General features: G+C 71.3%; 14 protein-coding genes. 5 read left to right on the forward strand and 9 right to left on the reverse strand.

Annotation, left to right across the window (positions count from 1 at the left end; all coding sequences use genetic code 11):
* Nucleotides 1-22 precede the first annotated feature (22 nt).
* The 3 genes from ACHWVH_RS00140 to ACHWVH_RS00150 all read left to right on the forward strand — a co-directional run bounded on the left by ACHWVH_RS00140 (nucleotide 23) and on the right by ACHWVH_RS00150 (nucleotide 2,998).
* Nucleotides 23-286, forward strand: a complete 264-nt coding sequence (locus tag ACHWVH_RS00140) for an exodeoxyribonuclease VII small subunit (protein WP_017909613.1) — start codon at nucleotides 23-25, stop codon at nucleotides 284-286.
* Nucleotides 276-1,157 carry a polyprenyl synthetase family protein gene (locus tag ACHWVH_RS00145; RefSeq protein ID WP_394686439.1) on the forward strand — a complete coding sequence of 294 codons (882 nt, stop codon included), beginning with the start codon at nucleotides 276-278 and terminating at the stop codon, nucleotides 1,155-1,157. Before ACHWVH_RS00140 ends, ACHWVH_RS00145 begins: the two co-directional genes overlap by 11 nt.
* A gap of 746 nt (nucleotides 1,158-1,903) precedes the next feature.
* Nucleotides 1,904-2,998: a M35 family metallo-endopeptidase gene (locus ACHWVH_RS00150; protein ID WP_394686440.1), complete on the forward strand. Its 1,095-nt coding sequence runs from the start codon at nucleotides 1,904-1,906 to the stop codon at nucleotides 2,996-2,998.
* Between the two features lie 95 nt (nucleotides 2,999-3,093).
* On the opposite strand, the gene ACHWVH_RS00155 is transcribed toward ACHWVH_RS00150, so the two are convergent.
* The 5 genes from ACHWVH_RS00155 to pmbA all read right to left on the reverse strand — a co-directional run bounded on the left by ACHWVH_RS00155 (nucleotide 3,094) and on the right by pmbA (nucleotide 8,220).
* Complete coding sequence (locus ACHWVH_RS00155; protein ID WP_152237661.1) at nucleotides 3,094-4,227, reverse strand: DUF1501 domain-containing protein; 1,134 nt, start codon at nucleotides 4,225-4,227, stop codon at nucleotides 3,094-3,096.
* 37 nt (nucleotides 4,228-4,264) lie between these two features.
* Nucleotides 4,265-5,692: a DUF1800 family protein gene (locus ACHWVH_RS00160; protein WP_295926872.1), complete on the reverse strand. Its 1,428-nt coding sequence runs from the start codon at nucleotides 5,690-5,692 to the stop codon at nucleotides 4,265-4,267.
* 172 nt (nucleotides 5,693-5,864) lie between these two features.
* Complete coding sequence (locus tag ACHWVH_RS00165; RefSeq protein WP_017910613.1) at nucleotides 5,865-6,242, reverse strand: DUF4870 domain-containing protein; 378 nt, start codon at nucleotides 6,240-6,242, stop codon at nucleotides 5,865-5,867.
* Between the two features lie 177 nt (nucleotides 6,243-6,419).
* Nucleotides 6,420-6,818 (reverse strand): DUF4870 domain-containing protein, encoded by a 399-nt coding sequence (locus ACHWVH_RS00170; protein ID WP_295926874.1) that lies wholly within the window; start codon nucleotides 6,816-6,818, stop codon nucleotides 6,420-6,422.
* 37 nt (nucleotides 6,819-6,855) lie between these two features.
* A complete protein-coding gene (gene pmbA, locus ACHWVH_RS00175) occupies nucleotides 6,856-8,220 on the reverse strand; it encodes a metalloprotease PmbA (RefSeq protein WP_295926876.1) in 1,365 nt (454 codons plus the stop codon).
* Between the two features lie 95 nt (nucleotides 8,221-8,315).
* On the opposite strand from pmbA, the gene yjgA reads away from it, so the two are divergent.
* Nucleotides 8,316-8,912 carry a ribosome biogenesis factor YjgA gene (gene yjgA, locus ACHWVH_RS00180; protein ID WP_017910610.1) on the forward strand — a complete coding sequence of 199 codons (597 nt, stop codon included), beginning with the start codon at nucleotides 8,316-8,318 and terminating at the stop codon, nucleotides 8,910-8,912.
* Between the two features lie 156 nt (nucleotides 8,913-9,068).
* Here the strand turns inward: yjgA and tldD are convergent, their stop codons facing one another.
* From tldD to ACHWVH_RS00200, 4 genes are all read right to left on the reverse strand, one after another.
* Complete coding sequence (gene tldD, locus ACHWVH_RS00185) at nucleotides 9,069-10,511, reverse strand: metalloprotease TldD (protein ID WP_017914545.1); 1,443 nt, start codon at nucleotides 10,509-10,511, stop codon at nucleotides 9,069-9,071.
* A gap of 227 nt (nucleotides 10,512-10,738) precedes the next feature.
* Nucleotides 10,739-14,656: a YhdP family protein gene (locus tag ACHWVH_RS00190; protein WP_394686441.1), complete on the reverse strand. Its 3,918-nt coding sequence runs from the start codon at nucleotides 14,654-14,656 to the stop codon at nucleotides 10,739-10,741.
* Nucleotides 14,657-14,813: 157 nt separating this feature from the next.
* Nucleotides 14,814-16,304 carry a ribonuclease G gene (gene rng, locus ACHWVH_RS00195; RefSeq protein WP_010340444.1) on the reverse strand — a complete coding sequence of 497 codons (1,491 nt, stop codon included), beginning with the start codon at nucleotides 16,302-16,304 and terminating at the stop codon, nucleotides 14,814-14,816.
* Nucleotides 16,304-16,870, reverse strand: a complete 567-nt coding sequence (locus ACHWVH_RS00200; protein ID WP_148827560.1) for a Maf family nucleotide pyrophosphatase — start codon at nucleotides 16,868-16,870, stop codon at nucleotides 16,304-16,306. The genes rng and ACHWVH_RS00200 overlap by 1 nt, the downstream gene beginning before the upstream one ends.
* A gap of 133 nt (nucleotides 16,871-17,003) precedes the next feature.
* Between ACHWVH_RS00200 and ACHWVH_RS00205 the strand changes: the two genes are divergently transcribed.
* Complete coding sequence (locus ACHWVH_RS00205; RefSeq protein WP_295926878.1) at nucleotides 17,004-17,744, forward strand: SIMPL domain-containing protein; 741 nt, start codon at nucleotides 17,004-17,006, stop codon at nucleotides 17,742-17,744.
* Nucleotides 17,745-17,792 lie beyond the last annotated feature (48 nt).

Below are 17,792 nucleotides of genomic sequence, written 5' to 3' on the forward strand. Positions count from 1 at the left end.
CGCCGCCGCGCACACTTTCGCCATGCCCAAGAAGTCCCAAGACGATGCCTCCCCGGTCGCGCGCTTCGAGCAGTCGCTCGAGGAGCTGGAAGTGCTGGTGGAGAAGATGGAAGCCGGCGACCTGAGCCTGGAGCAGTCGCTCAGCGCCTACGAGCGTGGCGTGGGCCTGTATCGGCAATGCCAGCAGGCGCTGGAGCAGGCCGAATTGCGCGTGCGCCTGCTCAGCGATCCCGAACAGCCCGACAGCGCCGAACCCTTCGACCCCGTGCCGCCCCATGGCGGCTGAGGCGGCGTTCGCGCGCTGGCGCGATCGGGTGGAAGCCGGGCTGCAGGCGCAGTTGCCGGCGGCCACGCTGGCGCCGCAGCGCCTGCACGCGGCGATGCGCCACGCCACCCTCGGCGGCGGCAAGCGCATGCGCCCGCTGCTGGTCTACGCCAGCGGCGCGCTGTTCGGCGCCGACGCCGCGCGCCTGGATGCACCGGCGCTGGCAGTGGAACTGATCCACGCGTATTCGCTGGTCCACGACGACCTGCCGGCGATGGACGACGATGCCCTGCGCCGCGGCCAGCCGACCGTGCACATCGCCTTCGACGAAGCCACCGCGATCCTCGCCGGCGACGCGCTGCAGAGCCTGGCGTTCGCGTTGCTGGCCAATGCCGAAGACGCGGCGGCGACGCTGCGCGTGCAGTGGCTGCAGACCCTGGCCGAGGCCGCCGGTGCGGCCGGCATGTGCGGCGGGCAGGCATTGGACATCGACGCCACCGGCCGCGTGCAGGCGCTGCCGGACCTGCAACGCATGCATGCGCTGAAGACCGGCGCGCTGATCCGCGCCAGCGTGCGCCTGGGCGCGCTCGGCGGCGGCGCCGACACCGCCGCGCTCGCGCAACTGGACAGCTTCGCCGCCGCGCTGGGCCTGGCCTTCCAGGTGCGCGACGACATCCTCGACGTGGAAGCCAGCTCCGAACAGCTCGGCAAGACCGCCGGCAAGGACGTCGCGCAGGCCAAGTCCACCTACCCGGCCCTGCTGGGCATGGACGGCGCCAAGGCCAAGCTGGCCGAGCTGGCGCAGGCGATGCAGGACAGCCTGGAAGGCTATGGCGCTGCCGCCGATGCACTGGCGGCGCTGGCGCGGCTCGCGGTCGATCGCGCGCACTGATCGCCACGCTCGACGCGTGCGATCGTTGCGGCTGGGCCGCACGCGTCATTAGCCGCGCAGGCGCTGCACCGCATCCGCGAAACCAGGGATGGATGCTGGCGCTGGCCGCGCGCAGCCCGTGATGACCAGAGGCGCTGTTGCAGGAGCGGCTTCAGCCGCGACAGACGGCATCGGTCATGCCTGTCGCGGCTGAAGCCACTGCTACATGGGCTTGCGGTGAGTGTCTGAGGCAATGTGGGAGGGACGTCAGTCCCGACTGCTTTCGCGGTCCGATCGTCCGCAACGCCGCTCGTCGCGAATGCATGACGGTTGACTCCCACACCAGGCGACCAGGCGCATCTCACGCCACGGCAACCCGCGTTGCCGCAAAAATTCCGACGCCGCGCATACCGCTGCAGATCGCGATGACGCCGGCTGCGGCGAATGGAGATCCCGGACGTCCTCATCGCCTTCGGCAAACGCCGCCACCAGCACGATCTCGCACGCACACGCACACGCACACGCACAGTGCGAGCGTGATCGCCACATGGCCTATCCGCAACGCTGCGCTCGATCCAGTGCATGCCGCTGCAGCGCGACACTCACGCGCGGCGATGTCTGTCCGCGATGCCGATACTGAGACCTGGCGCGCGCTTCGCTGGACGAAATCGAAGACAAACGCACCTGCGACGCGCACGCGCGCATCACCGGGCTAGTTTGCTTCGGCCCCTGTCACGGGGCGCCCACTTTCGACGGAGAGAGACTGCATGAAACACGCATCCCGGATCTCGGCAGCGATCGGCTTCAGCCTGGTCGGCATCATCTCGGCGGCCACGGCGCAATCGCAACTCACGCGCACGCCCGCGCCGCTGCAGGTCGAACTGACGCCGGTCGCCGACGCCGACGGCCAGCAGCGCGGCCAGATGGCGGTGACCGTGCGCAACACCGGCACGCAGGTCGCACGCGTGCCCAAGTGGGAACTGCCGCTTGGCGATCTCGACAACGCCCTGTTCCAGGTCCAGCGCGACGGCAAGCCGGTGGATTACGTCGGGCGCCTGGTCAAGCGCGCCGCGCCGCGCGCCGAGGACATGGTGGTGCTGCAGCCGGGCGAAGCGAAGCAGGCGCAGATCGACCTGAGCCGCGCCTACGACCTGACCCGCAGCGGCACCTACAGCATCCGCCTCGACGCGCCGCTGCAGGGCGCCGCGCTCGCCGATGGCGCGCGCATGCTGCGTGCCGACGGCGAGCCGCAGACCCTGTCCAGCGCGCCGCTGACGGTATGGCTGGATGGCGGCCGCGGCCATGCGGTGCGCAACGACCTGATGGTCGGCCCGCAGGCGGTGGTCAACGGCGTCAACTACGCCTCGTGCAGCACCAGCCAGATCAGCACCATCGGCAGCGCGGTGAACGCGGCGCGCACCTACTCGCAGAACGCCAAGACCTATCTCAACGGCGGCAGCACCGGCGCGCGCTACACCACCTGGTTCGGCGCCTACAACACCAGCCGCTACAGCACCGCCACGTCCAACTTCGTCAACATCGATTCGGCGATCGACCAGAACAACGGCCAGATCACCATCAATTGCGGCTGCAGCGACAGTTCCTACGCCTACGTGTATCCGAACCAGCCGTACCAGATCTACGTGTGCAATGCGTTCTGGAGCGCGCCGCTGACCGGCACCGACTCCAAGGCCGGCACCCTGATCCACGAAATGAGCCACTTCAGCGTGGTCGCCGGCACGCAGGACACCGCGTACGGCCAGAGCGCGGCCAAGAGCCTGGCCAAGAGCGATCCGGCGCGCGCGGTGAAGAACGCCGACAGCCACGAGTACTTCGCCGAGAACAATCCGTCGCAGAACTGAGTCCGGCACGCCGGTGATGTCCCCGGGCGCCGACCTCGCGTCGGCGCCCGGTTCGCGTGCGGCCCAGGCCGCACCCTCTGTGCCCGCGTGGTGTCCTAGGCCACCAGGCCCTCCAATCTGGGCAGCCCCGCGCTGCCGGGAAACACCTGGGTGTCCAGCGCGCGCTCGGACACGCCCAGATGCGCGCCGAGCACGTGCCGGAACAGGCTGCGCAGGTCGCTGGTGGCGCGCAGGTCGCGGCCCTCGTTCAAGGCCCGCGGCGACAGGCCGGGCCAGTCTCCGGCGATGCGCCCGCCGCGCACCGCGCCGCCGGCCAGGAACGCCACCCCGCCGGTGCCATGGTCGGTCCCGCCGGTGCCGTTCACCGCCGCGGTGCGGCCGAACTCGGTCACCACCGCGACCACGCTGCGCGACCAGCAGGCCTGCGCGCCATCGTGGAACGCGCGCAGCCCCGCATCCAGCTCGCCCAGCTTGCGCTGCAGCACCGCGGCCTGGTTGCCATGGGTATCCCAGCCGGCATCCTCGACGAAGCCGATCCGCGGCCCGTCGGGCTTGGCCATGAAGCTGGCCGCCGCACTCATCGCCTGCGGCAATTGCCCACCCTTGACGCTGTCCACCTGCATGCCCTGCTCGCGCAGCGCGCGCGCGAAATCGCCGGCCAGCTGCGGATCGGCGGCATACAGCGGCTGCAGACGCTGCAGCAGGATCGGATTGACCGCGCTCGGCAGCGGCGGCGACCAGCTGTTCACCGCGCCCGGGCCGCGCATGATCAGCGGCGTCACCGCGCTCACCGACACCGCCTCGGCGCCGTGCAGGGCCAATGCGCAGCGGTTGAGCCAGCCGCTGGAGGCGCCACTGGGCCGCGCGGTGCCGTTCTCCAGGCAATCCTGCGCCTCGAAGTGCGAGCGCTCGCGGTACGGCGGCGCCACCGCCACCACCGGCAGCCATTGCTTGCGCGCGTACAGCGCGTGCGCGAACGCCAGCGCCGGATGCAGCGCGAAGCTGCCATCCAGGGCCAGGGTCTGCGGCGGCGCCAGCGCGCCGCGCAGGCGTGCGTAGTCGGGGTCGGCGGTCGGCACCAGTGCGTGCAGCCCGTCCAGCGCGCCGCGCAGCAGCACCACCAGCAGGCGCGTATCGGCGCCCGGCGCGGCCAGGCCGCTGCCCGACCACAGGCTCAACACGGTGGCCGCACCGCTGGCGGCAAGGAAACGACGGCGTGTCAGTTGCATCGGAGCTTCTCCCATCGCGGATCGGACCGCGCGCCGCTCAGGCGCGCCATTGGAAGGCCGGGCTGGCCAGCAGCACCGCCACGCCTTCGCGTGGCGATTCGGCGCGCCGCACCGCGGTCAGCGTGTCCGCATCCGGACCGTCGCCGAACGCGGTCGCGGCCAATGCCAGCGACTCGCCCGGGGTCATCCCCGCCAGCGCCTCGGCCGCCTGCACGCGCTTCCACAGTGCGTCGGCGCCGCTCCATTCCGCCGCCACGTCGGCATAGCCGGCCGGCGAGCGCGGCGTGAACGGCGGCTGCCCCATCCGTGCCAGCAGGGTCAGCACGGTCTTCTGCTGCGGCGGCGCCTCGGGCCAGGCACCTCCGGCGCGCAGTGCGGACACCACGAAATCCTGCGGCGGCTTGAACTTGCGCGCCTGCGCGTCCCATGCCTCGGGGCTGTCGATCAGGGCGCGGTAGACGTGGCGCAGGTCGCCATCGCTGCGCCGCCACGCGTCGGCCATGCGCTGTACCAAGGCCGGCGGCGGATCGTCGCGGACGAAATGCCGGGCCAGCTTGAACGACACGTGCTGCGCAGTAGCCGGGTGCCGCGCCAGCGCCGTCAGGATCGCCTCGCCCTGTGCCACGCCGTCCTCGGCATAGCGCCGGCCCAGCACCAGGCGGCTGCCGGCGGCATGCGCCGGCGCGCGAAACACGAAGGCACTGGCGGGCGCGCCCTGCTCGAAATCGCGCGGCGCCGGCACGCCCCAGCCGGTGATCGCACGCGCCAGTTCGGTGACGTCGGCCTGGGTGTAGCCGCCGTCCACGCCCAGCGTGTGCAGTTCCAGGATCTCGCGCGCCAGGTTCTCGTTGAGCCCCAGGCGGCGCACGGGGCGTTCGGGATCCAGGCGCAGGACCCGGCGCTGCGCACGTTGCGCCAGCAGCGAGTCGGGGCCGACCGAATTGGCGTTGTCCAGGTAGCGCAGCATCGCCGGGTGCCGTTCCACCGCCAGCAGCAGGTCGGCGAAGCGGCCGATGCAGTGAGGGCGGATCGCCTCGCGCTCCATCGGCGCCGCGTACAGCGCGGCTGCGCGCTTGTCGACCGAGACCGCGAAATGATTGGACCAGAACTGCACCAGGCGCTCGGCGAATCCGGCCGGGGTGGACACCGCGACCCGGTAGCGCGCCGCCAGTTCCTGCGCCTGTGCCTGCCGGTACAGCCCGCGCGCGGCCTGCTGCGCCTGCTGGGCGGCCTGCTGCGGATCGCCGGCCGCCTGCTGCCGCGCCTGGCGTCGTTCGCGCTGGTAGTCGGCCTCGCGGCGCAGGTAGGCCAGGCTGTCGGGCAGGCCCTGCAACGCCGGCGCCAGCGGCGGCGACTGCAGTTGCGCGGCCAGCCAGGCGCGCGGTTCGCCCATGGCAGCCAGGTCCCCGGGACGGGCGCCCAGGCCGAAGCGGTTGGCGGCGCTCAAGCTCTCGCGGCGGATCATGCGGCGCTCCGGTGATGGCGACAGCCTTGCAAACGCGCAGCACGGGCCGCGGTTGACCGGCCGGTGGCGGCGTTGCGCCTGGCCGCCCTGCGACCTCCCGCCGGAGCGCGGCGCGGGCACAAAAAAGGCCCGGCGCAGCGGCCGGGCCTTCGGGGACGCGCCGCAGGCGCGCTTACTTGATCAGGCGCAGCGCGAACGGGTAGCGGTAGGCGACGCCGTCGTTGGCCTTGATGCCGGCCAGGATGCAGAACACCAGGTTCACCACCCACACCACCGGCATCAGCAATCCGCCGATGACGATCACGCTGAGCACCACGCAGATCACGTACGCGATGGCGACGGTGATCTGGAAATTCAGCGCTTCCTTGGCCTGGTCGTTGAGGAAGGACTTGGCCGGGTTGTCCTTGTTCACCAGCCAGATGATCAGCGGCACGATGAAGCCGGCGATGATCCCGGACAGATGGGTGATCAGCGCGACAGTGCGATCTTCCTGGGGGCCTGCCGAGGCCGGCGGCGGCGGCGGGGCAGTGACGTTGTCGAATTCGCTCATCGGTATTCCGTTCCTTTGGTGGTGAGGGGGACAAGACGTTTGGCGCGTCACTCTCGGCGGCTGGCGCAGCGCTGTCAAGCCAAGCCGGCAAGGCGGGAAGACGCCTCGACGGGCTCAAGGATCGCCCCCTAGGCAACCGCGGCGCTGATCCGACGCCCCATACGGCAGCGGATCGCGCTAGCGGCGACCGAGCATGGCCTTGGCCGCCGCGTATAGGCTGATGCCCATCGCCACAAGCAGCATCAGGGCCAGCAGCCACCCGAACACGAGCACGGCACCGAAGATCAGCACGCTCGGCGCCAGCAAGACCGCACTCAGCAGGGACAGGCCGAGGCCCATCCGCATGGCCTGGCGCGCGTGTTCGGCGACGAACGGCTGCCTGCCCCGCATCGCCCACCATTGCGCGCCCGGCAGCAGCCACAGCAACAGCAGCCACCACAGCGCGTCGCCCAGGTGCGCATTGCAGGCGGCGAACAAGCCGATCCACATCGACAGATGCGCAAATGCCGCCAGCGCGCGCTCCCACGCGGGCGCGGGCCCGTCGGTGATCGTGTTCTCGGTGTCGCTTGCCTGCATGCCTGTGCGTCCTTGCGCGCTGCCTGCGTCGCTGCGCTCAGTCGTTGCCGGCCACCGTCATCCTGCCGACCAGCACCGCACCGATGTGCACGTGCGAGCGCACGTCGATGTCGGCACCGACCGCCTCGATGTCCTGGAACATCTGCCGCAGGTTGCCGGCGATGGTGATTTCGTCCACCGGATAGGCGATTTCGCCGTTCTCGATCCAGAATCCGCCGGCGCCGCGCGAGTAGTCGCCGGTGACCGGGTTGACGCCGTTGCCCATCAGGTCGGTGACCAGCAGGCCGCGCGGCAGGCCCTTGACGATGGTCTGCAGGTCGGTGGCATTGGCCGCCACCTGCAGGTTGTGCACCCCGCCGGCATTGGCGGTGGTCTGCAGGCCCAGCTTGCGCGCCGAATAGCTGCCCAGCACGTAGCGCTGCAGCACGCCGTCGCGCACCAGCGGCGCCTCGCGGGTGGCCACGCCCTCGCCGTCGAAGGCGGCCGAGCGCAGGCCGCGGCGCAGGTGCGGCCGTTCGTCGATCGCGAACCACTCCGGGAACAGGCGGGTGCCGGCGCTGTCGAGCAGGAAACTGGCGCGGCGGTACAGCGCGCCGCCGGACACCGCGCCGAGCAGATGCCCGATCAACGAGCGCGCCATTTCCGGCGCGAACAGCACCGGCACCTCGCCGGTCGGCAGCGAGCGCGGCTGCAGCCGCGCCACGGTGCGCTCGGCGGCACGGCGGCCGATCGCCGAGGCGCGTTCCAGGTCCTCGCGCGCCAGCGCGCTGCTGTACCAGCCGTCGCGCTGCATGCCGTCGCCCTGCCCGGCGATCAGCGTGCAGGCGATCGAATGGTGAGTGCTGCGCTCGCAGCCGACGAAGCCGTGCGAATTGGCATAGACCGACAGGCTCTCGCTGCTGCCGGCCGAGGCGCCGTCGGAATTGCTGATCAGCGCATCGGCATCGCGACCGGCGGCCTCGCAGGCCAGCGCCAGGTCGATCGCCTCCTCGGCCTGCAGCGGCCACGGATGCCAGCGGTCGAAATCCGGCTGCTCGCGCGCCATCAGTGCCGCCTCGGCCAGGCCGGCGGCCACATCGTCCTCGGTGTAGCGGGCGATCGCGCAGGCCTGGGCCACGGTGGCTTCCAGGCTGGACTCGTGCAGGTCGGCGGTGCTGGCGCTGCCCTTGCGCTGGCCGAAGTAGACGGTGACGCCGATGCCGCGGTCGCGGGTGGATTCCACCGTCTCCACCGCGCCCAGGCGCACGTTGACGTCCAGCCCGCGGTCTTCGCTGCAGCTGACCTCGGCCTGGCTGGCGCCGAGCGCGCGGGCGCGCGCCAGCAGCCGTTCGGCGATGTCGGACAGGCGCTCCAGGCGCTGCTGGCTGTCGTCGCGGTGCAAATCGGGGGTGATCGCGTTCAATGCTTTATCCTTGTTGTGCGAATCCCTTCGCCCCTGTCCGGCCGTCCTGGCCGGATGTGTTGATTTGATTTCCAGCCCGATCGAGTAGTACGAGCATGCGCGGACGCGACGAAGACACCGGTGAATTCCGCGGCGAAAGCCGCAGCCAGCAACGCCGCGAGGCGCTGGAAGTGCTGAGCCTGGGCGAGAAGCTGGTGGCGCTGACCCCGGCGCAGCTGGCCAAGCTGCCGGTGCCCGAGTCGCTGCTGCCGCACATCGCCGAGACCAAGCGCATCACCTCGCACATCGCGCACAAGCGGCAGCTGGCGTTCCTGGCCAAGCAGATGCGGCGCGAGGACGAGGCGGTTCTGGAGGCGATCCGCGAGGCGATGGACGTCAACAGCGACAGCGCGCGCCGCGAAGTGGCGGCCATGCACCGGGTCGAGGACTGGCGCGAACGGCTGCTCGCCGAAGGCGACACCGCGCTGGCCGAACTGCTGGCCGAGCATCCCGACGCCGACCGCCAGCGGCTGCGCCAACTGGTCCGCAACGCCAAGGACGAGCGGCTGAAGAACAAGCCGCCGCACGCTTACCGCGAGTTGTTCCGGGAGCTGCGCGAGATGATCCTGGGTGGTGCGTCGGGAATGGGGAATGGAGAATCGGGAATCGAAGAAGCGGACGACGACGCGGCGTTCGACGACACGCGCGACTGAGGCGCGGCAACGTCGGTTGCCGCGCACGGCGGCCAGCGCGCTCCCAGCCCAGCAAGCGCGGTGCGCGATGAACCTATCCGCCAGGCCAGCAACGCCGCAGCACACCGCGGCGCCCGCTTTGCCGATTCCCGATTCCCGAATCCCCACTCCCGGCTCCTAGGCCGTCCCGCCCACGGTCAGCCCGTCGATCAGCAGCGACGGCTGGCCCACGCCCACCGGCACGCTCTGCCCGTCCTTGCCGCAGACGCCGACGCCTTCGTCCAGCGCCAGGTCGTGGCCGATCATGCGCACCTTCTGCATGGTCTCCGGGCCGTTGCCGATCAGGGTGGCGCCCTTCACCGGCGCGGTGACCTTGCCGTCCTCGATCAGGTAGGCCTCGGTGGCCGAGAACACGTACTTGCCGCTGGTGATGTCGACCTGGCCGCCACCGAAGTTGACCGCGTACAGGCCCTTCTTCACCGAGCGGATCATTTCCTCGGGATCGTGCTGGCCGGCGCGCATGTAGGTATTGGTCATGCGCGGCATCGGCAGGTGCGCGAACGATTCGCGGCGGCCGTTGCCGGTCGGCGCCACGCCCATCAGCCGCGCGTTGAGCGTGTCCTGCATGTAGCCGACCAGCACGCCGTCCTCGATCAGGGTGGTGCAGTTGGTCGCGGTGCCCTCGTCGTCGACGTTGAGCGAACCGCGGCGGCCGTCCAGGGTGCCGTCGTCGACGATGGTGACGCCGGGCGAGGCCACGCGCTGGCCGATGCGGCCGGCGTAGACGCTGGTGCCCTTGCGGTTGAAGTCGCCTTCCAGGCCGTGGCCGACCGCCTCGTGCAGCAGCACGCCGGGCCAACCCGGGCCCAGCACCACCTGCATGACCCCGGCCGGTGCCGGCACCGCCTCCAGGTTCACCAGCGCCTGGCGCAAGGCCTCGCGGGCGAAGGCTTCCGGGCGGCCGTCGGCGAACAGCGTGGCGTAGTCGTAGCGGCCGCCGCCGCCGGCATAGCCGGATTCGCGGCGGCCCTGCTGTTCGACGATCACCTGTACGTTCAGCCGCACCAGCGGGCGCACGTCGGCGGCGAGCACGCCGTCGCTGCGCGCCACCAACACCGTGTCCACGCCGCCGGACAGGCTCACCATCACCTGCTGCACGCGCGGGTCGGCGGCGCGCAGGTATTGGTCCAGCCGCCGCAGCAGCTCGACCTTGTGCGCGTTGTCCATCGCGTCCACCGGGTCCAGCGCCGGGTACAGCGCGCGGCCGCCGCCGCGCTGCAGCGCGTGCGCCGGCTGCGCGCCGCCGTCGCGGGAGATGGCCCGCGCCGACTGCGCGGCGGCCAGCAGCGCGTCGCGGTGGATGTCGTCGGAATAGGCGAAGCCGGTCTTCTCGCCGGAGATCGCGCGCACCCCCACGCCCTGCTCGATGGAGTGGGCGCCATCCTTGACGATGCCGTCCTCCACGCTCCAGCTCTCGCGCCGCGAATGCTGGAAATACAGGTCGCCGAAATCGATGCCGGGACCGAGCAGCGTGCCGAAGGCGCGCTCCAGGCTGGTGGCATCCAGGCCGGCGGGAAGCAACAGGCGGGTTTCGGCAAGACTCAGGGCGTGATCGTTCATGGGCTCAACATGGGGGACGAAGGCGCGCAGCGCAAGCGGCGGGCGGCACAGTGTGAACACAGCAGGCGCGCGGGAAGCGCGGCGGTCTCCAGGCAATGCACCGCATCCCATGCACGCGCGGGGCGCCGCGCCACTGCCATCGTTGCGACCGGCATCGCGCGCAACCGCCGCCGTCCCCACTCCCGGCTTTCAACAGCCGCAGGCTGGTCATCCCCAATCCCGGCTTTTCAGGGCTTCCCGGACGCAGCCGGCGGCGTCGCGGCAGGCGCCGCCGGCGGGCGCCCCGACTCGCGCTCGATCACGTCCACCTTGGGATCCTTCCACGGCCCGGTGACCCGGTAGGTGCGCGCGCCGATGTTGCCCAGCGGCTTGCCCAGCACCGCGTTGGCGGCGGCGCCGACCGCCGCGCCGACCGGCCCGCCGGCCACCGCGCCGACCACGGTCAGCAGGTTGCCGGACTTGGGATTGACGTCGATGGTCTGGTCGAACTGCTGGGCGCGCAGGTCGGCCTCGCCGCGCACCTTGATCTCCGCGGCCGGGCCATCGATGACCAGGTTGTCGCTGCGCGCCAGGCCGTCGCCGAAACGGATCTGGCCATCGATGCGGTTGAAGGCGAAGCCCTTGGAGAAGAAGTCGCGGAAATCGAACATCAGCCGCCGCGGCAGTTGCGCCACGCTGAGCAGGCCGAGCACGCGTCCGGCGCCCGGGTTCAGTTCCAGCAACTGCCCATTGCGCGCGGCCACGTCGAGCTGCCCCTGCACCGTGGCCAGCTGCAGGCCGGACGGCGTGCCCGGCCAGGCGGCGCTGAGCGTCAGCTGGCCTTCGCCGCCGCGCACCTGCCCGCCGAAGTCCAGGTTCTGCATCAGTTCGCCCAGGTCGCGGCTGTCGACGTTGGCGTTGAGCTGGGTGCGGGCGGTGGCGCCCTTGCCGCGCCAGTCGCCGCTGATGTCGATCTTCTGCTTGTCCGAGCGCAGGTGCAGCTGGTCCACCTGCATGCCGTCGGCGAGCTTGCGCGTGCGCAGCGAGGCCGCGCCGAGGGTCATCGCGCCGAAGCGCAGGTCGTCCACGTCCAGCGCCAGCGCCGGGATCGTGGCCGGGTCCAGGCTGTCGGCGAACGGGCCGGCCGGGACCGGGCCGGCGCTGCCGGCGACCCCGCTGCCGGCGGGCGTGGCGACCACCGCCGTCGGCGTGCCGTTCGCCACCGGCAAGGTGGCCGTGGCCGAGCGCCAGTGCACCCGCGCCAGGCGTCCGCCGAGCACGCCGCCGTCCTTGGTCGGCACGCTGAGGTCGCCGGCCAGGGCCGGGCCGTCCAGATGCACGTCGATGCTGTCGGCCTGCGGCAGCAGGCGCAGGCGGGTGTTGTCGAACACCCCGCCCAGCAGCAGCAGATGGTCGGCCAGGATCTCGATGCGCCGCAGCGGCATCGGGTCTTCGCCGCCGTTGGCCGCGGCGGCGTTCGGATCGGGGCGGCTGACCACGCCGATCCAGTCGATGGCGTTCAATGCCGCGGTGCGCCCACTGACCACCAGGCCGCTGGCCGGCGGTTCGTCGGCGACGTGGTCGCTGCCCATCACCACGCGCACGCCGGTCTTGCCGCCCTGGCTGCGCGCCGCCAGCGCCATCAGCTTGCCGAAGGCCACCTCGATGCGGCCGCTGCCGACCGGCAGCGGCACGTTGACCGAGGTCGCCAGCGGCGTGGCCGGCGCCTTGTCCATCGGCGCCGGCATCAGCAACTGGGTGCCGACCAGGTCCGAGCGCAGTTGCAGCCGGGTCGGCGGCTGCGCGCCGCCGTCGGGGGTCTTGGGCAGGCCGACGCCGATGTTCCAGCGCGAGCGGCCCTGCACGTACGGCTTGAGCCAGGCCATTTCCGGCACCCGGTCGAGCAGTTCGTTCGCGTCCAGCGACGCGCTCAGCGCGGCCTCGAAGGCCTGTTGCGGATCCTGCACGCCGTCGCCGGCGCGCAGCGCCAGTTCGCCCTGGTGGCCCTGGTAGGCCACGCTCAGCTTCTGCGCGGCGAATCCGGTATCGCTGTAGTTGGCGCTGCCGCGCATGTCGTCGAAGGCCAGGTCCCAGCGCTTGTCGGCGATATGCGCGCCGAGCAGGTCGACCGTGCCGCGCAGGTGGTGGGTGCCGATGTCGGCGCGCAGCGGCTGCAGCAGGTCGAAGGTGACATCGGCCGGCCCCGACGCGCTGAGCGCATCCAGGGTGTCGCCGTAATGGGCATGCAGCGGACTCTGCCGCAGCATCGCCAGCAGCTTGCCGGTCTCGGCGCGGGTGCTGGCCAGCACGCTGAGCTGGCCTTCCTTGTAGTCGGGCAGCGCCGCCGACAGCTGCTCCACCGGCACCCCGCCCATGCTGCCGCGGCCGTGCACCTCGAAGCCGTTGCCGATGAAGGCGACGCTGGCGTCCACGTTCTCCACCGCCGGCCAGTCGTGCTGGAAGCGCACCTTGGCGTCCTCCAGCCGCGCGGTCGCCTCGAAGCGGCCGTTGTGGTCGGCGAACGGCCAGTCGTCCAGGTCGCCGGAGACCAGCGCATGGCCGTCGCGCAGGCGCCCGCCCTGCAGCGCGGCGTCGAGCCAGTCGGTGGCGGCCTTGCTCATCTTGGAATGGACCCAGAACTTCTTCGCCGCCACCACCGGCGCGTCCTGCAGGTCGGCGGCCAGGTCGATCCACGGCCGCGAGCCGTCGTCCTGGAAGCGCAGCCCGCCGCGCACGTCGGCGCCGTAGTCGCTGCCCTGCACGCGCAGCCCCGGGGTCGCTACGCGCAGGCCGTCGCCATCGCGGAAGGCGACGATGCGCCCGGCCAACTGGACTTGGTGGACCACGCCGAAGCCGCTGGGCCAGTCGACGCGGACCGGGCTGCCGGCCTCCAGCGCCAGTTCGCCGGCCTGCGCATCGCCGTCGAAGCGGCCGCGCAGCCCGCTCACACCCGGCGCACCGCCCGCCGGCGCGAACGCCAGGTCCGCCAGCCGCCCCTGGCCGTACAGCGGACCGCCGGGAACCCCGCTCACCGCCACCTGGGTCAGTTGCAGACGCGGCCGTGCCACCGCCAACCAACTGCGCAGGCTGGGCGAAAGCCGATCGCTGAGTCCGGCCACCGCGATCAGCGGCGCCAGGTCGAGCCGATCGCCGTACAGAGCGAAACGGCGACCGCCGGCCACGGTCAGCCCGTCCAGGCGCTGCAGCGGCTGTCCGGCCTGGCCGAACTGCAGTTGCGGCGCATCCAGCCGCCAGCCGCCGTCGATCTGGCGCCAGCGCGCCTTCGCGCGGAAGGTGGTGAAGGCGAGCTGCGGCCGGGTGCGCCCGTCGGCCAGCGGCGCGCCGCGCAGGCGCAGCGCGCGCAGCGTGGCGTCCACGGTCACCCCGGCGACCCGGCGCTGCTGCAGGTCCAGCCAGGCCTGGACGTCGCCGACGCCGCCCTGCAGTTCGATGCCGGCCGCATGCAGCAGGCCGGCCCAGCCCGCCAGTTCCGCCGGGCGCACCGCCAGGTAGGCCTGGCCGTCGCCACTGCGACGGTCCAGGTCCAGCACCGCGGTCAGCGGCGCCTGTTGCAGATCGCTCCAGCCGTGCACGCCCACCTGCAGGCGCTCGCCGTTCACGCGCATCCGCAGGTCGATCTTCGGCACCTGCGCTTCCAGGCCCAGCGACGGGGCGTGTACACGCAGGCGTCCATCGATGACCTGCAACTCGCCCAGCCCTTCCAGCGCATCCAGCGGATCGCCGCCCTGCCCCGAGGTCGGCAGGCCCTGCACGCTCCAGTTGCCGTCGTCGGCGCGCTGCAGGGTCAGCGCCAGGCCGCGCAGGCGCAGCTCGGTGAACGAGCGCCCGGGCAGCAATCCCGCGTACATCGACACCAGCACCTCGGCCTGGCCGATGCGCACGCCGTCGCCGGCGCCGATGCGCAGTCCGTCCAGGCGCAGCAACGGACCGCGCCGGGTCCAGGCCGTCTCCAGCCGGTCGAAGCGGATCGGCCGCCCGGCGCGCTCGCTCAGCCACGCCGCCACCTGCTGCGGATGCCGCTCCACGAACGGCAGCGCCTGGCTCAGCGCGCCCACCGCCAGGGCCACGCACACCAGCCCGATCGCCACCGCGTAGAACGCGAAACGGCGAGCCAGGCGCAGGCGGCGGCGCAGCGGGGTGTGCATCAGGGGCGGGGAATGGGGAATAGGAAATGGGGAATCGCAACAGCAGAGCGCGAACTGCTCATTGCCGTGTGAAATTCGGCCGAGGAATCCAGGGACGCGTCAGCGCAAACAGCGCGCTCTTCCCCCATTCCCCATTCCCGATTCCCCACTCCCAGCCTCACAACAACACCACGTCGAACTGCTCCTGCAGGTATTGTTCGTCGGCCTGGAAGCGGATGGTCTTGCCGAGGAATTCCTCTAGCTCGGCCACCGCCGCCGATTCCTCGTCGGTGATGCGCGCCACCACCTTGGTCGAGGCGATCACCAGCAGCCGCGCCGCGTCGAACTGGCGCACCGCGCGGGTGATCTCGCGGAAGATCTCGTAGGTCACGGTCTCGGCGGTCTTGATCGAGCCGCGCCCGCTGCATTCCGGGCACGGTTCGGACAGCTGCCGCTCCAGGCTCTCCACGGTGCGCTTGCGGGTCATCTCCACCAGGCCCAGCGGCGAGAACTCGTACACCGTGGTCTTGGCGTGGTCGCGCGAAAGCGCCTTCTCCAGCGTGCGCAGCACCTGGCGGCGGTGCTCGGCATCGTCCATGTCGATGAAGTCGATGATGATGATGCCGCCGAGGTTGCGCAGGCGCAGTTGCCGCGCCACCGCCTGCGCCGCCTCCAGGTTGGTGCGGAACACCGTCTCCTCGAGGTTGCGCTGGCCCAGGAACGAGCCGGTGTTGACGTCGATGGTGGTCATCGCCTCGGTCTGGTCGATGACCAGGTAGCCGCCGGACTTCAGCGGCACCTGCTTGTCCAGCGCGCGGGCGATCTCGTCCTCGACCCCGTACAGGTCGAAGATCGGACGGTCGCCGGTGTACAGCTCCAGGCGCTCGGCCAGCACCGGCATGTACTTGGCGACGAAGGCCTGCAGCCGTTCGAAGGTCTCGTGCGAATCGACCTTGACCTTCTCCACGTCCTTGCGGATCAGGTCGCGCACCGCGCGCAGCGGCAGGCTCAGGTCCTCGTAGATGATGCTGGCCGGGGCGCCGTCGCGGCCGCGCCGCTCGACCACGTTCCAGACCCGCGACAGGTAGGCGATGTCCTCGGCCAGGGCCTCGGCCGGCTGGCCCTCGGCATTGGTGCGGATGATGTAGCCGAAGCCGCCGTGGCTGGCGGCCAGGTCGGCGACCAGGGTCTTCAGGCGCTGCCGTTCGGCCTCGTCCTCGATCCGCGCCGACACCCCGATCACCCGCGACTGCGGCAGCAGCACCAGGTAGCGCGAGGGGATGCTGATCTGCGTGGTCAGCCGTGCGCCCTTGCTGCCGATCGGATCCTTGACCACCTGCACCACGATGTCCTGGCCGTCGCGCAGCAGCTCCACGATCGGCACCGCGGCCGAGACCGGCAATGGCGTCGCCTCCTCGGTGTCGCCATTGCCGACCGGCGCCGGCCGCACCACGTCGTTGGCGTGCAGGAACGCCGCGCGCTCCAGCCCGACCTCGACGAAGGCCGCCTGCATGCCCGGCATCACCCGCTGCACCCGACCCTTGTAGATGTTGCCGACCACGCCGCGGCGCCAGCCGCGCTCGATGTGCAGCTCCTGCAGCATGCCGTTCTCGATGACGGCCACCCGGGTCTCGCGTGGTGTGACGTTGACCAGGATCTCTTGCGACATCACAGCACTCCGAAGGTGCGCAGCAGGTGGTGGGTCTGGTGCAGGGGCAGGCCCATCACCCCGGAATAACTGCCGTCGAGACGGCTGACGAAACGCTCGGCGCCGCCCTGGATCGCATACGCGCCGGCCCGCCCCATCGGCTCGCCGCTGGCCACGTAGTCGGCGATGTCGCGCGCGGACAACGCGGCGAAGGTCACCGCCGTGGGCACCAGCACCAGCTCTTCGCGGCCGGCGGCGACCAGCGCCACCGCGGTCATCGCCTGGTGGGTGCGCCCGGACAGGGCCGCCAGCATCGCCGCCGCATCCTCGGCGTCGGCCGGCTTGCCGAACACGCGATCGTCCAGCACCACCTCGGTGTCGGCGCCGAGCACCACCGCGTCGGCGGCGTCGGCCAGTTGCGCCAAGCCGGCGCGGGCCTTGTCCAGCGCCACCCGGCGCACATAGGCCTGCGCCGACTCGTCGGCCGCGCGCACTTCCGGCACCTCGAGATCGAGGATCCGGAACGGCACGCCGAGGCGGGTCAGCAGTTCGTTTCTGCGAGGGGAACGGGACGCGAGATACAGCATGGCCGAAGGATAACCCGACCGGACTGACTGAACGATCGCTAATTGCGGGACGATCGCTTCGACCCCGGCGAAGATCACGACGCGTTCATCGTCGCGGCAACACCCTCGCCCAATCGTCACAAGGAGAACATCGATGCGCGCATTGTCCGTCCGCCCGCTGCTGCTGGCCCTGTCCCTCGCCCTAGGAGGCACGATGACCGCCCACGCCCAATCCGCCGCGCCCGGCTACGCCGTGCCCGCCGACGGCACCCTGCTCAACATCGCCGCGCAGGCCGAGGCCAAGCGCGCGCCCGACGTCGCCGCCATCTCCGCCGGCGTGGTCACCCAGGCCACCGACAGCGCCGCGGCGATGCGCCAGAACGCCGAGCAGATGACCAAGGTACTGGCCGCGATCCGCGCCGCCGGCATCGCCGACAAGGACGTGCAGACCAGCGGGGTCAGCCTAAACCCGCAGTACAAGTACGCCGAGAACCAGGCGCCGCAGATCATCGGCTACCAGGCCAACAACTCGGTGAACCTCAAGGTGCGCGACATCGCCAAGCTCGGCAAGGTGCTCGACGCGCTGGCCGCGCAGGGCGCCAACCAGATCAACGGCCCCACCTTCGAGATCGACGACCCGGAACCGCTGTACGACCAGGCGCGGGTCGATGCGCTGAAGAAGGCGCAGGCACGCGCGCAGAGCTACGCCAAGGCGCTTGGCCTGCGCGTGCGGCGGATCGTCAGCATCTCCGAGGGCAGCAGCGGCGGGGTGCGCCCGCCGATGCCGATGATGCGGATGCAGGCAATGAAGGCGGAAATGGACAGCACCCCGGTGGCCGCGGGCGAAAGCAGCGTCTCGGTCAACCTGGATGTGGTGTTCGAACTGGGCAAGTAAGCCCGGTCCGCCCCCTCCTTCGCGACGGCGCCTGCGGGCGCCGTCGTC

It is taken from the genome of uncultured Xanthomonas sp., assembly GCF_964278005.1.
In the GTDB taxonomy this organism is placed as follows: Bacteria; Pseudomonadota; Gammaproteobacteria; order Xanthomonadales; family Xanthomonadaceae; genus Xanthomonas_A; species Xanthomonas_A sontii.

Excerpts from the sequence above, each read along its gene's own strand:
- ACHWVH_RS00165 (WP_017910613.1), bottom strand. The coding sequence starts at position 6,242 with ATGAGCGAATTCGACAACGTCACTGCCCCGCCGCCGCCGCCGGCCTCG.
- ACHWVH_RS00190 (WP_394686441.1), bottom strand. The coding sequence starts at position 14,656 with ATGCACACCCCGCTGCGCCGCCGCCTGCGCCTGGCTCGCCGTTTCGCG.
- tldD (WP_017914545.1), bottom strand. The coding sequence starts at position 10,511 with ATGAACGATCACGCCCTGAGTCTTGCCGAAACCCGCCTGTTGCTTCCC.
- rng (WP_010340444.1), bottom strand. The coding sequence starts at position 16,304 with ATGTCGCAAGAGATCCTGGTCAACGTCACACCACGCGAGACCCGGGTG.
- ACHWVH_RS00205 (WP_295926878.1), top strand. The coding sequence starts at position 17,004 with ATGCGCGCATTGTCCGTCCGCCCGCTGCTGCTGGCCCTGTCCCTCGCC.
- ACHWVH_RS00145 (WP_394686439.1), top strand. The coding sequence starts at position 276 with ATGGCGGCTGAGGCGGCGTTCGCGCGCTGGCGCGATCGGGTGGAAGCC.
- ACHWVH_RS00170 (WP_295926874.1), bottom strand. The coding sequence starts at position 6,818 with ATGCAGGCAAGCGACACCGAGAACACGATCACCGACGGGCCCGCGCCC.
- ACHWVH_RS00200 (WP_148827560.1), bottom strand. The coding sequence starts at position 16,870 with ATGCTGTATCTCGCGTCCCGTTCCCCTCGCAGAAACGAACTGCTGACC.
- ACHWVH_RS00155 (WP_152237661.1), bottom strand. The coding sequence starts at position 4,227 with ATGCAACTGACACGCCGTCGTTTCCTTGCCGCCAGCGGTGCGGCCACC.
- ACHWVH_RS00150 (WP_394686440.1), top strand. The coding sequence starts at position 1,904 with ATGAAACACGCATCCCGGATCTCGGCAGCGATCGGCTTCAGCCTGGTC.
- yjgA (WP_017910610.1), top strand. The coding sequence starts at position 8,316 with ATGCGCGGACGCGACGAAGACACCGGTGAATTCCGCGGCGAAAGCCGC.
- ACHWVH_RS00140 (WP_017909613.1), top strand. The coding sequence starts at position 23 with ATGCCCAAGAAGTCCCAAGACGATGCCTCCCCGGTCGCGCGCTTCGAG.
- ACHWVH_RS00160 (WP_295926872.1), bottom strand. The coding sequence starts at position 5,692 with ATGATCCGCCGCGAGAGCTTGAGCGCCGCCAACCGCTTCGGCCTGGGC.